This window comes from Litoribaculum gwangyangense, from assembly GCF_039543505.1.
GTDB classification, from domain to species: Bacteria; Bacteroidota; Bacteroidia; order Flavobacteriales; family Flavobacteriaceae; genus Litoribaculum; species Litoribaculum gwangyangense.
Window position 1 is genome coordinate 1 of record NZ_BAABJW010000002.1, and the last position, 13785, is coordinate 13785.

Genomic DNA, 13785 nt, shown 5'->3' on the forward strand with positions numbered 1-13785 from the left:
CGGTCTTTAACTTTAAAAGTAAATGTTAGTTCCTTTTTTAAAGCTAAATACTTCTCAGCTTTTTCCTCATTTGGATTTTGGGAGTAAATAAATTGTGATAGTAATAAAAGAATAATACTTGCTAAAGTAATTTTTTTCATCAGATTTGGGATTTCATGAATTTATGGGGCTAATATAGAATAATATTTAATAAAACTCTATGAAATGCAAAAAAATACGATGAATAACATTATATTTTTAGTTAATTTTTTATATGTAACTAAAAATCAATTATTTATATAAATTAGCATCATTATCAAGAAAATGGGGTTTAATTATACATTTAAAGTTATGTGGTTTTGATTAGATATGCCCAAGGTAAATTACATTAGCAATCTACAGATTGACTTTAGTTTAGGTATATTTTTTTTTCTTATTCTTTTGAAACCTTTAGATTTTTATTGTTTCACTCGACTTAAATTGTATTTTTATAATATTATTTAAAAGGATTATCTTTAGGTTTAAATTATACCAATTGGATTATTTTTTTGTAAAAAACTCATTTTTAATAAATGAAAAACAATCCTAATGAATTATTACTTTTTAATGCCTTCAAAGAAGGTAACCAAAAGGCTTTTGAGTTTTTTTTTAATAAGTATCATGATTACATCTTAGGATTTTGTATCCAATTTATTTAAGATAAGCCTGAAGCCAAGGGTATTACTCAAGAAGCTTTTTTAAACCTTTGGCAGAATAAAAATGGAATTGATAAAATAAATGGTATCGAATCTTTCTTATATACTTGCGCAAAATCTAGATGCTTAAATGTTATATGAAATAATAAAGTTAAAGAGCGATACAAAAGTAAAATTCTAAATGAACAAGAGCGTATTCTAGATTATGAAATAATTAATTATACATTTTCAAAAAAAAGCCTCAGTTCATGAGGTTTTTTTATGGTATAAAGAAAAAATTATCAGTGAAGATTTTCAAAAGTAGGCGACTAGCAATGAATCATGTATTAAATTATACACGGTGTTCTACTTTCTTTATTCTACTTTGGTAATTTCTTGATTTATTAATTCAATAATTTTCTGATATTCATTTTTAACTTTTTCACCTTCTTCAAAAACACCTATTCTATAAAGACTAAGTATTGCTAAATGTTCAGTAAATATTCTATTATTAATCATTTTTTGAAAGAGTTCATGATGCAACATACTTTCTTCAGAACTACGATTTTTATAAAGTCGAAGTGGGTTATAAGGCATTTCTTTTACAATAAATGGTATAAAATAATTTGTACCATAGTTTCTTACTAAATTTTCATCATCAATATAATCTACAACGATATCTTGAATTTCTGCAATTTTGTATTTAAGCAACTCATTTGATATTAACTCTATTTGTCCAGAATTTATTAGTGAATTATATATACCTCTTGATGGATCAAAATTGTAATTATAAATTGTCTTGAAAAATAAGCTATCAAGTGTTTCAATTGTGTAATTTTTATTTTTTGCATTTATAAGTTTTTGCGTAGCATCTTCATTATCTACATGATGGTTATATATGCTGTCAAATGTTATTACGTTTTTTTTAAATTCTAATTTTAGAGCTATTAATTGCTTTAATTCTTGGCTTTTTTCTTTTTTATGTTCATTCCAGTTATTTATTTGAAGAGCTATTAAAATACCAATTACCACAAGAATAATCTCTCCAATAGCATATTTTAGGTACTTTCCAGTTTTGTTTTTCTCCATAAGGTCGAATCTTATTTTACGAAAAAATTTTATCATTTAGTTGATAATTTATTTTAATTAAACCAAAAGTAAATTCCAAGCGTGTTTCAGAAATTAGAAAGAAAAGATAATAAATTATCTGACAAAATATAGTGAATGGACTATGGTTATAATCTCTAGTTTTTAAATTAACCATTAATCATGTAAATGAGGTACTAATTGTAGAATTTGTTTTTAAAATAAAAAACGGTTTAGAGTGAACTAAACCGTTAATTTTGAAATGATTCTGATTTGTAGCGAGAGGGGGGCACGATCCCCCGACCTCCGGGTTATGAATCCGACGCTCTAACCAGCTGAGCTACCTCGCCTAATTTAAGGCTGCAAATATAAAAACAATATTATTGTAAGCAAACAGAACTTCGGGAAAATATTATCAAAAATAGTTGTTATACTTATCAATTTATGTATATATTGGCAATATAAATTTTAAAAGTACTTATGGACGATAAAGTTAAATTTGATATTGAATTCCCAATACACGCCTCTCCGCAATTATTATATCAATATATATCAACACCGTCTGGTTTATCTGAATGGTTTTCAGATAATGTAAATTCCCGTGGAGAATTATTTACTTTTATTTGGGATGATAGTCAAGAAAAAGCAAAATTATTAAACAAAAAAAGTGGCGAACGTGTTAAATTTCGTTGGCTTGAAGATGAAGAAGATGGTCAATCATGTTATTTTGAAATTAAGATACAAGTAGATGAAATAACCAAAGATGTATCATTAATAGTAACAGATTTTGCCGAGGAGGATGAAATTGATGAGGCCAAAATGCTTTGGGAAAATCAAATTTCAAGTTTAAAACAAGTGTTGGGTTCTGCCTAATTATAATTTATATTTAAAGTATATTTGTCCCGCTTTTAATAATTGCGGGATTTTTTATGATTAATTTTAACGGAACCCTTATTGAGGGAAATAACATATTATCCATACAAAATAGAGGATATGCTTATGGCGACGCTCTTTTTGAAACCATAAGAACCAGCTATGGTAAAATTTTGTTCTGGGAAGACCACTATTTCAGGTTAATGGCTTCCATGAGAATTATGCGTATGGAGATACCTATGAATTTCACAATGGAGTTTTTAGAAGAACAAATTCAAAAAGTATTGGATGCCAATCAAGTATCTAAATCATCTGCACGTATTAAGCTCATGGTTCATAGAAATGAGGGTGGTTTATATACCCCCGAAACCAATGATATTTCATATGTGATTTCAATTAAACCAATTCAAGATGATTTCTATATTTTGAATGATGCTTTCTACGAGGTTGATTTGTTTAAAGATCATTACATGTCTCCTAGTTTACTTTCTACTTTAAAAACGAACAATAAAGCCATAAATGTTCTAGGAAGTATTTATGCAAAGGAAAATAGTTTAGATAATTGTCTGCTTTTAAACACCAACAAAAGTATAGTTGAAGCTCTTAACGGAAATATTTTTTTAGTTAAAGCGAATACTATCAAAACACCACCAATTTCTGATGGTTGTTTAAAAGGCATTATGCGAACTCAAATTATCAATATTATAAAGGCATTACCAGATTATGAGTTAATTGAGGAAACTATTTCTCCTTTCGAACTTCAAAAGGCAGATGAACTGTTCATAACAAATGTCATCACCGGAATACAACCTATAACTAAGTATAGAAAAAAAGCGTATTCAAATGAAGTTTCAAAAATGTTGCTTCAAAAATTGAATGTTAAGATAAGAATTGGTTAGTTATAGCTCGGATTTTCCGGGGCATTAGACCAAATACTGTACTCGCCTCCAAATTCAAGCATTTTTTCTTTCCAAAAAGATTCATAGTCCTTTTCTATAATATTCTTTTTATAGATGTTTTCAGTAACTACCCATGAGCTTGCTTTTAATTCATTTTCCAATTGGTTAGCATCCCAACCTGAATATCCAAGAAAAAACCGAATATCATTTTCTTGTATAGTATTATTTTTAATGAGTTCAGCAACTTTAGAGAAATCACCACCCCAATAAATACCTAACGATATTTCTATACTATCTGGAATTAACTGTGGTATTTTATGAATAAAGTATAAATTGTCTTGTTCAACAGGACCTCCGTTATAAACTTTAAACGAGGCTTCCACTTCGGGTATTAAATCATTAATAGTATAATCTAAAGGTTTGTTAAGAATAAAGCCAATAGATCCTTCTTGAGAGTGGTCTGCTAATAAAACGATAGAACGGTTGAAAGAAACATCACCAATAATAGCAGGTTTAGCGATTAATAAATCTCCTTTTTTGGGTTTGGTTGTAACCATGTTTTGAGGTATTAACGACTAAATCTAACATTAATTTATCAAAAATGCAACTGTTTTGTGATTAACATAAAAAAAATGCCTTCATGTTTTGAAGGCATTTTCTATGTTATTTAAAAAAAATAATTAGTTCACTGCATTAGCTAAATCAGATCCAGCTTTAAACTTAACAACTTTTTTTGCCTTAATTTTGATAGTTTGTCCGGTTTGTGGGTTTCTTCCTTCTCTTGCAGCTCTTTTAGAAACTGACCAAGAACCAAAACCTACTAAAGAAACTCTGTTTCCTTTTTGTAAAGCTCCTTCAATTTCGATTAATGCACACTCTAAAGCTTTTTTTGCAGCCGCTTTAGTAATTCCTGCATGTTCTGCCATTGCGTCGATTAAATCTGTTTTGTTCATAATATAAAAATTTAATTATTAATAAAATTGGTTAAACATTTTTGTTAAATCCTCTACAAATTTATACGGATTATGCAACCACGCAAGTAATATCAAGGGAAATGCAGGGTTTTGTTGATAACTTAATATTTTTGTTAATAAAGACAATGCATTTCATCGATTTTTTTAAAATATCAATGATAATAAGGGTTTACAGCATTTTGGCATTCGCTTCAAAAGAATATCCATTTAGTAAAGATTTTACATCCATGCTTCGTTTGCCAGGGAGTTTTATTTCTTTAATAATGATGTAACCATTTTTTACTGCAACTTTTAAATCTTTTTTTGTGGAAGTGATAGTGCCTATTTCTAAGTTATGATTCGCAAACTCCTTTTCAACCTCATAAAGTTTTGTATCTAAAGATTGATCACCATTAATTAAAGTGCACCAAGCCGCTGGATGTGGGCTCAAACCTCTTACTTTGTTGTATATCTTTTCTAAAGAATCATTCCAATCAATTTTGCAATTGTCCTTATCAAGTTTATAGGCTGTTTTTATATTCTTGGTATCTCTTTGTGGAATGGTTTTTACGTTACCTTTTTCAATTAAAGCCACCGTTTTTAAAACTAAATCACTGCCTAAGGTCATGAGCTTGTCATGTAAACTACCAGCATTTTCGTTGGGATCTATATCTAAAGCTTCTTGAAGAATCATATCCCCGGTATCAATTTTATCATCAATAAAAAAAGTGGATACTCCAGTTTTGGTTTCACCATTTATAATTGCCCAATTTATGGGTGCAGCACCACGGTAATTTGGTAATAACGACGCATGTAAATTAAAGGTGCCGTATTCTGGCATTTGCCATACAACCTGTGGCAGCATTCTAAAAGCAACCACAATTTGAAGGTTTGAATTAAGTGATTTTAGCTCATTTAAAAAAGTTTCATCCTTTAAATTGGTAGGTTGTAAAACATGTAATCCTTGAGATTTTGCATAAAATTTTACAGCACTTTCTTGAAGTTTTTGTCCACGACCAGCTGGTTTATCTGGTGCTGTAATAACCCCAACGATGTTATAATTATTTTCTACTAAAGTTTTTAAGGTAGCCACCGCAAAATCAGGTGTTCCCATAAAAACGATTCTTAATTTTCTACTCATAAATGACTTAATTTATAGGTGTTTGTTGGTGTTATGCTTATAATATCATGTTCTAAAAGAAGTTTTAAAACGGCTTTTAATTCGGTTTCAGAGCAATTTAATTGCAAAATCATGTCTCTGGAAGATTGGTTTCCGTTTTCCAATAATTCTATTACCTGATTTCTTATGGTTTTAATATCTTTTAGTTTTTCAGGTTTTTTTGAATGTATACAAACCGAACAAATACCACAAGGTTTAATGTCGGTTTCACCAAAATAGGCGAGAAGTTGCATGCTTTTGCAAACCGAATCATTATCAACATAATCAAGCATTGCTTTAACTTGATATTGTTTCAGTTTGTTTTGTTGTTCAATTATGGTAGCTATTCTATTGATGGTTTTTTCATCTTCCCTAGGCTCAATAAACGTGACTTGAGCATCTGTTTTGGCAAGATTTAGAGTTATTATGGCATCTTTTTCCAATTGTTGTAAGGTGCTTATTAGTTTACTTTCAGTGACTGAAGCCTTTTCAGAAATTTTACCTAAATCAACTTTTGTAGTATGGTCGAAAATACCACCATATAGTCGTAAAATAGATTTTACAATGATGCCAGATTCTTGATGTGTTTCTAAATAATGAAAAAGAGCGGAATTGGATATAATAAATTGAACGGTTACTTTATTTTTGAACTGTTTTGATAAGGTTATGATACTATTTCTATCCAGCAATAATAAGGCATTATAACATAAAATGGAACCAAAATCATAAGTTTTGCAAAAGATATTAAAATTAAAATCAAAGGTTTGGTATTCGCCCTCCCCATAAGATATTTGAAAATAATTACAGAGTTTTCGGTAAACTTGTTTTACAAAATCAACGGTTGGAAGTACGTTTAAAAATTGGTTTTTAACCAGAACTTCGTCACTGTTATTTTTTAAAATAACGGCAAATGCTTTTTCCCCATTTCGACCAACACGCCCAGCTTCTTGAAAATAACTTTCAATACTTTCAGGTAAATTGATATGAATAACGGTTTTCACATCGGGTTTATCAATACCCATCCCAAAAGCATTGGTAGCCACTATTACCTGTTTCTGATTATTGATCCAAGCATTCATATTCGCTTCTTTTTCTGGATTTGAAAGTCCACCATGATAGAATGTCGCTGATATTTTTTTTGTTTTTAAAAATTTGCTTACCTCCAAAGTTAATTTTCGGTTTCTTACATAAACAATAGAAGGGGCTTTGTGTTTTTTTAAAATAGTTTCTAGCCTATAATATTTATCATGTTCATGAAATACCATATATGCCAAATTAGGTCTTGAAAAAGATTGCTTAAATATTTTAGGTTGTATAAAATCGAGTTCTTTTAAAATATCATTTACCACTTTTGGTTTAGCTGAAGCGGTTAGAGCAACTACATTGATAGATGGTTGTAGTTGCCTAAGTAAGGTGATGTTTTTATAAGCAGGTCTAAAATCACTTCCCCATTGTGAAATACAATGCGCTTCATCAACAGCAATTAAATTAACATTCATTTGTTTGATTCGGTCTTGAACCAATTCTTGCTGTAAGCGTTCTGGCGAGAGGTATAAAAATTTATAATTTCCGTAGATGCAATTATCTAAAAGGGTGTCTAATTGGTGGTAGCTGATGCCACTAGTAATTGCCATAGCTTTAATGCCTTTATCTTGTAATTGTGATACTTGGTCTTTCATCAAAGCAATTAAAGGTGAAATAACAATGCAAATACCTTCTTTAACCAATGCTGGAATTTGAAAACATAACGATTTTCCACCACCCGTTGGCAGTAACACAAAAGTATCCTCACCAGCAATAACAGCATTAATTATGGCTTCTTGTTCTGGTCTAAATTTAGTAAAGTTCCAATACCGCTCTAATATGTTTATGGGCTGTTCCATTTACACTCCCAATACTTTTAGAATGAAATCTGTTCGTTTTTCAACCGTGTTAAAGGGCACATCTATTAGGGTGTAATTGTAGTTTTTATAAGTGTTTACCAAATTATCATGAATTTCCAATGCTTGTTCAAAACTTTCATAACGTTCGTTGTCACTAGTATAAATAGCTTCCCATGGTTTTAAAATAAAAACGGCATCATAAATGGCAACATGGCAGGCATCAACAAAAGTTTTAGGGTATGTATTTCCTATAAAATCCATATAGGCCAACACATCTGGGATACCTCTATCAAAAAAAACGATTTCATCGCTCAACATTTCGGCATCCAGAAATTGTTTTTTTCTTCCATTTAAGAGTAGTTCACTAAATAATAAGGGGTTGGTTAAAAATAATTGGTCAATACCTTTTTTTTTTGCCTCTAACGTTACTTGACGCGAAATTTCTTCCAAACAAGTAAACCCTCTTTGGTTTAAATCATGGATTATAGTAGATTTCCCTGTTCCAGGTCCACCTGTTATAACAATTTTTTTTGTGCTCAATGCCGCCATATTAGGTGTAAAAATCGGAATTTAACTGCTATAAAAAAAATAGAAACAAAACTCTATATTTGCATTAGATAAAAACATTATGAGTACAACTTCAAATTCAGACGAATTTTACGAAAAATTAAAAGGACAATTGCACGAAACCAACAGTTGGCCAGCAGAATATTTATACAAGTTTATTGTGAAATCTGATGCTGTTAAAATAGCAAAATTAGAAGTTATTTTTGATAACATGGGAGCTGTTATTAGTACTGTTGAATCTAAAAACGGAAAATATACCAGTGTCTCGGTAAATTTGTTGATGCGAAATCCTGACTCTGTGATTCAAAAATATCAAGAAGTTGCAGAAAAAATAGAAGGCGTCATTAGTCTTTAGTTTTTTTTTGTATTTTGCGCAAGCATAAATACTACATGCAAAACATTTAACTCTACACATTTAATTTTGACAATAGACGATTTAGAATACAACACAGAGCGTGAACATTTAATTATTCCGGAATATGGTCGCCATATGCAGAAAATGATTAACTACGCTAAAAATATAGAATCTAAGGAAGAACGCAACAAAATTGCAAATTCCATTATAGCTGTTATGGGGAACATGCAGCCACATTTGCGAGACGTTCCAGATTTTCAGCATAAGCTTTGGGATCAACTTTTTATTATGGCCAATTTTGAGCTAGATGTAGATTCTCCTTATGAAAAACCTACCAAGGAACTTTTAGAAGAGCGCCCTGAACCCTTAAAGTACCCGCAAAACCATCCTAAATATCGTTTTTATGGGAACAATATTAAAACCATGATAGATGTGGCCAATACATGGGAAGATGGCGACCTAAAAGAAGCTTTAACTTATACCATTGCAAACCATATGAAAAAGTGTTTTTTAAACTGGAATAAAGACACGGTTGAGGATGACGTTATTTATGGTCACCTTTATGAGCTTTCAGGAGGAAAAATTAACTTAAAAAATTCTGATGAAGATTTAACAGATGCCACAAGCTTAATGCGAACTAAAAGTAAATTTTCTAGTAATAATAAAAAAGGAGGACATCACAAAAAGTCTAATCGCCAAAGAAAACGCTACTAAACCAGCATGGGAACATTTAAAATTGAAGGTGGCCACCAATTAAAAGGAAGTATTCAGCCACAAGGAGCGAAAAATGAAGCGTTACAAATTTTATGTGCCGTTTTATTAACCCCAGAAAAGATAACCATACACAACATTCCCGATATTGTTGATGTTAATAAACTCATCAGTTTACTTAAAAAGCTAGGTGTTAAAATTGAAAAGCTATCTAAAGGCACTTACACATTTCAATCAGATGACCTTAATTTAAAATATTTAGAATCCGAGGAGTTTAAAATTGATGGCCGTGGTTTACGGGGTTCTATTATGATAGTGGGTCCTTTGTTGGCGCGCTTTGGTAAAGGCTACATACCAAAACCTGGGGGCGATAAAATTGGTCGCCGACGATTAGACACCCATTTTGAAGGCTTGATAAAATTAGGAGCAAAATTCAGATACAGTAAGGAGGAGCAGTTTTATGGGGTAGAAGCCGAAAGATTAAAAGGGACTTATATGCTTCTAGAAGAAGCTTCTGTTACTGGAACTGCTAACATTGTAATGGCTGCCGTTTTAGCTGAAGGGCAAACCACTATTTATAATGCCGCTTGTGAACCCTACTTACAACAGTTATGCAAAATGCTGAATAGAATGGGTGCTAAAATAAGCGGTGTGGGCTCCAACATGTTAATTATTGAAGGTGTTGAAAGCTTGGGTGGTACAGAGCATACCATGCTTCCTGATATGATTGAAATAGGTAGCTGGATAGGTTTAGCGGCCATGACTAAAAGTGAATTGACCATCACCAATGTATCCTGGAACGATTTGGGATTGATACCTGAAACCTTTAGGAAGCTAGGCATTACTGTTGAAAAAAGAGGAGATGATATTCATATTCCAGCACATACCGATGGTTACGAAATACAAAGTTTTATCGATGGGTCTATTTTAACTATTGCAGATGCCCCATGGCCAGGTTTTACACCTGATTTATTAAGTATTATTTTAGTAGTAGCCACCCAAGCCAGAGGTAGTGTTTTAATACACCAAAAAATGTTTGAAAGCCGTTTATTCTTTGTGGATAAATTAATAGATATGGGTGCGAAAATTATTTTATGCGATCCACATCGTGCTACCGTTATAGGACATGATTATAAATCAACATTGAAAGCCACTACCATGACATCGCCAGATATCCGTGCCGGGGTTTCATTACTCATAGCTGCTTTATCAGCTAAAGGAACATCCACTATACAAAATATTGAGCAGATAGATAGAGGCTATGAAAACATAGACGAACGTTTGCGAGCTATTGGTGCACATATTGAAAGAATATAACCTTATCTCATTAGATTATTATTAATAATTTTAAAATTATAAGATACTTTTCTAGTTTACTTGTTATTTAAAATCTCTGATTTTATATTTTTATAAATAAGATTTATTAAGTCTTTGATAGCCCATAGTGAAGTGTCCTTGTAATCAGAGGTATTTTATCATCTTCAAAGAATTTTAAACCTATTAGCTAGAACAATCCGGTAATTTCTCCCTCTTCATTAATATCAATATTTTCAGACGCTGGATGTGCAGGTAAACCTGGCATACGCATGATATCTCCAGTTATTGGAATTAGAAATCCTGCGCCTGCTGCAATTTCTATTTCTCGAATTGTTATTATAAAATCTTTTGGTCTACCCAATAATTTGGGGTTGTCTGATAAAGATTTTTGGGTTTTTGCTATACAAACAGGTAAATGGTTTAATCCTAAATTTAATATTTTGTTTAAATCTTCTTTAGCCTTTAAGGTATAATCAACATATTCTGCGCCATATATTTCTGTAGCTATGGTTTCAATTTTATCTTTCACACTCGATTCCCAAGAGTATAAAGGTTTAAAATTTGAAGCATTACTCTCCACAATGTCAATTACAGCTTTTGCTAAATCAATGGCACCCTTGCCACCTTTTTCCCAAACATTAGCAACGGCAACTTTTACTTGTTTTGAAGCGGCAAATTGTTTTATAAGTTCAATTTCTTCATCACTATCCGACGTAAATTTATTAATAGCAATAACTGCTTTCACGTTAAATTTATCGATGTTTTCAAGATGTTTTTCTAAATTGGGAAGACCATTTTTTAAAGCTTCCAAATCGGGAAACGTCAAAGAAGATAAAATAGCACCTCCATGATATTTCAAAGCTCTTATAGTAGTTGTTAAAACCACAGCTTTAGGTTTTAATTGGGCACTTTGGCATTTGATATCAAAGAACTTTTCTGCACCCAAATCGAATCCAAACCCTGCTTCTGTAACCGTGTATTCAGAATGTGTCATACCCATTAAAGTAGCGATCACACTGTTGGTTCCTTGGGCTATATTGGCAAACGGACCACCATGAATAATAGCAGGATTACCTTCAATAGTTTGCACTAAATTGGGTTTTATGGCCTCCTTTAATAAGGCAGCCATGGCACCTTCAGCTTTTAAATGCTTGGCATAAATAGGTTCTTTATTGTAAGTATAACCAATAAAAATATTACCTAATCGGTTTTTTAAATCGGTTAAATTTTTTGCCAAACAAAGTATCGCCATAATTTCAGAGGCTGCAGTAATATCAAATCCTGTTTCCCTTGGAACACCACTTGTAGTGCCTCCCAAACCAACAATAATGCGTCTTAAGGATCGATCGTTCATATCAATAACACGTTTCCAGCCTATAGTTCTAGGGTCTATTTGCAGTGATGTCGTTTTACTTTGGATATTGTTATCGATGATGGCAGCCAATAAATTATGTGCTTTTTCAATAGCAGCAAAATCTCCAGTAAAATGGAGATTAATATCTTCCATAGGTAAAACTTGTGAGTAACCTCCTCCTGTTGCTCCACCTTTTATGCCAAAAACGGGACCTAACGAAGGCTCTCTTAACACTACTGTGGTTTTTTTGTGTAATTGATTTAATCCTTCAGATAAACCAATGGACATAGTTGTTTTTCCTTCGCCTGCCGGGGTTGGTGAAATTGCAGAAACCAAAATAAGATTACTTTTATTGGCTTTTTCAACGTCGATATATTTGAGTGGTAATTTGGCTTTGTACTTGCCGTACATTTCTATGTCATCCGTATTGATGCCAAATTTTTCAGCAATTTCTAAAATGGGTTTAAGTGTTACAGTTTTGGCAATTTGTAAGTCAGTCATAAATTTTTATTCAGGAAAATTTCCATTAAATCACCCTAAATGTATAAAATATTTATTCTGCTATGGATAACAATTTTTAAGAAGAAACAGAACTATTAGTTTAAAGCCGCTTTATAAGCTTCTAAACAACGCTCTCGGGCCATTTTATGGTCCACTATTTTTGAAGGGTAAGTAAGTTCTTGAAAATCGGGCACCCACTTTTTGATGTACTCTAAATTTTTATCAAACTTATCAATTTGTGTAGTAGGGTTAAAGATCCTGAAATAAGGCGCAGCATCCACGCCAGAGCCTGCTACCCATTGCCAATTCCCAACATTACTGGCCATTTCATAATCATGTAATTTTTCGGCAAAATAAGCTTCGCCCCAACGCCAATCAATGAGTAAATGTTTGCATAAAAAACTTCCCACTAACATACGTACACGATTGTGCATGAATCCTGTTTCATTTAATTGTCGCATACCAGCATCCACCAGAGGATAACCTGTCTTTCCTTCACACCAAAGTTTAAATTCAGTTTCATTGTTTCGCCATTCAATTCTATCATATTTTGATTTGAAAGATTGATTGACTGTGTGTGGAAAATGCCAAAGTATTTGCATAAAGAACTCTCTCCAAATGAGCTCTTGCCAAAATATTTCATTTTTTTCAGCGATGGCTTTTTTTATCATTTTACGAATACTAACAGTGCCAAAACGCAAATGAGGGCCCAAACGAGACGTAGCATCCTTTGCGGGGAAATTTCTAGTGGCTTCGTATTCTTGAATTAAAGTTGGGGTAACGGTGTATTCTGCTATAGTTTGGTTGGATATTGTAAAACCAATATCCAATAAACTTAAATTGGGCAAAAGCTTGTGTTTTACAAGGTTGCTTAAATAGCTATTGGTATCATATATTTCCAGATTATGGGTTTTGAATTTCTCCTTCCATGTTTTCATATATGGTGTGTAAACCACATAGGGATCACCATCGTTTTTAACGACTTCATCTTTTTCAAAAATGACTTGGTCTTTAAAGGTTTTAAAACTGATATTCTGTTTTTCTAAAAACGCCTTTACTTCTTCATCCCGCTTTTTGGCATAAGGTTCGTAATCATGATTGGTGTAAACAGAATTAATATCATAATCTTTAACCAGTTGCCCAAATATTTCCAAAGGTTTTCCATGAAATATAGCAACGCTACTGCTATGCTCAGCTTGAAGTGTTGAGCGCATTTTTTGAAGCGTATTAAAGATGAAGGTTACTCTAGCATCATCTTTTGGAAGTTTGTCTAGAATTTCAGAATCAAATATAAAAATAGGCAATACGGGGTAATCACTTTTTAAGGCCTGATAAAACCCTAAATTATCATCTAATCTTAAATCACGTCGAAACCAGAATATGTTTAAAGGTTCTTTCATGTGTTTATTTTGATTGTTTTTTATGGTCACATGCAACATCTTGAAAAATCATTACGTTTTGTAATTCAAATTTT

13 protein-coding genes and 1 tRNA gene are annotated in these 13785 nt (G+C 32.0%); 5 read left to right on the forward strand and 9 right to left on the reverse strand.

Going from position 1 to position 13785, the window contains the following annotated elements:
- Positions 1-1028: 1028 nt before the first annotated feature.
- Both ABD963_RS05465 and ABD963_RS05470 read right to left on the reverse strand, forming a co-directional pair.
- Positions 1029-1742 carry a DUF6090 family protein gene (locus tag ABD963_RS05465; RefSeq protein WP_345275946.1) on the reverse strand — a complete coding sequence of 238 codons (714 nt, stop codon included), beginning with the start codon at positions 1740-1742 and terminating at the stop codon, positions 1029-1031.
- Positions 1743-2015: 273 nt separating this feature from the next.
- Positions 2016-2089, reverse strand: a tRNA-Met gene (locus ABD963_RS05470).
- Positions 2090-2219: 130 nt separating this feature from the next.
- Here ABD963_RS05470 and ABD963_RS05475 point away from each other — a divergent pair.
- A complete protein-coding gene (locus ABD963_RS05475; RefSeq protein WP_345275947.1) occupies positions 2220-2612 on the forward strand; it encodes an START-like domain-containing protein in 393 nt (130 codons plus the stop codon).
- 56 nt (positions 2613-2668) lie between these two features.
- A complete protein-coding gene (locus ABD963_RS05480) occupies positions 2669-3511 on the forward strand; it encodes an aminotransferase class IV (RefSeq protein WP_345275948.1) in 843 nt (280 codons plus the stop codon).
- On the opposite strand, the gene ABD963_RS05485 is transcribed toward ABD963_RS05480, so the two are convergent.
- From ABD963_RS05485 to ABD963_RS05505, 5 genes are all read right to left on the reverse strand, one after another.
- Positions 3508-4068: a YqgE/AlgH family protein gene (locus ABD963_RS05485; protein WP_345275949.1), complete on the reverse strand. Its 561-nt coding sequence runs from the start codon at positions 4066-4068 to the stop codon at positions 3508-3510. The genes ABD963_RS05480 and ABD963_RS05485 overlap by 4 nt on opposite strands.
- A gap of 123 nt (positions 4069-4191) precedes the next feature.
- Positions 4192-4464 carry an HU family DNA-binding protein gene (locus ABD963_RS05490; protein WP_345275950.1) on the reverse strand — a complete coding sequence of 91 codons (273 nt, stop codon included), beginning with the start codon at positions 4462-4464 and terminating at the stop codon, positions 4192-4194.
- Between the two features lie 190 nt (positions 4465-4654).
- The gene (gene fmt / locus ABD963_RS05495; protein ID WP_345275951.1) at positions 4655-5605 is read right to left on the reverse strand and encodes a methionyl-tRNA formyltransferase; all 951 of its coding nucleotides are present in this window, start codon (positions 5603-5605) and stop codon (positions 4655-4657) included.
- Positions 5602-7506 (reverse strand): RecQ family ATP-dependent DNA helicase, encoded by a 1905-nt coding sequence (locus tag ABD963_RS05500; protein WP_345275952.1) that lies wholly within the window; start codon positions 7504-7506, stop codon positions 5602-5604. The genes fmt and ABD963_RS05500 overlap by 4 nt, the downstream gene beginning before the upstream one ends.
- Positions 7507-8046 carry an AAA family ATPase gene (locus ABD963_RS05505; RefSeq protein ID WP_345275953.1) on the reverse strand — a complete coding sequence of 180 codons (540 nt, stop codon included), beginning with the start codon at positions 8044-8046 and terminating at the stop codon, positions 7507-7509. It abuts the gene before it with no gap.
- A gap of 88 nt (positions 8047-8134) precedes the next feature.
- Between ABD963_RS05505 and ABD963_RS05510 the strand changes: the two genes are divergently transcribed.
- The 3 genes from ABD963_RS05510 (at position 8135) to murA (ending at position 10456) form a co-directional block, all read left to right on the forward strand.
- Positions 8135-8428 (forward strand): DUF493 family protein, encoded by a 294-nt coding sequence (locus ABD963_RS05510; RefSeq protein ID WP_345275954.1) that lies wholly within the window; start codon positions 8135-8137, stop codon positions 8426-8428.
- Positions 8429-8494: 66 nt separating this feature from the next.
- On the forward strand, positions 8495-9142 hold the full coding sequence (locus ABD963_RS05515; protein WP_345275955.1) for a DUF4290 domain-containing protein: 648 nt from the start codon (positions 8495-8497) through the stop codon (positions 9140-9142).
- Between the two features lie 6 nt (positions 9143-9148).
- A complete protein-coding gene (gene murA, locus ABD963_RS05520) occupies positions 9149-10456 on the forward strand; it encodes a UDP-N-acetylglucosamine 1-carboxyvinyltransferase (protein ID WP_345275956.1) in 1308 nt (435 codons plus the stop codon).
- A 187-nt stretch (positions 10457-10643) separates the two neighbouring features.
- On the opposite strand, the gene ABD963_RS05525 is transcribed toward murA, so the two are convergent.
- Both ABD963_RS05525 and ABD963_RS05530 read right to left on the reverse strand, forming a co-directional pair.
- Positions 10644-12311: a formate--tetrahydrofolate ligase gene (locus ABD963_RS05525; protein WP_345275957.1), complete on the reverse strand. Its 1668-nt coding sequence runs from the start codon at positions 12309-12311 to the stop codon at positions 10644-10646.
- Positions 12312-12406: 95 nt separating this feature from the next.
- Positions 12407-13711 carry a cryptochrome/photolyase family protein gene (locus tag ABD963_RS05530; protein WP_345275958.1) on the reverse strand — a complete coding sequence of 435 codons (1305 nt, stop codon included), beginning with the start codon at positions 13709-13711 and terminating at the stop codon, positions 12407-12409.
- Between the last annotated feature and the right edge of the window lie 74 nt (positions 13712-13785).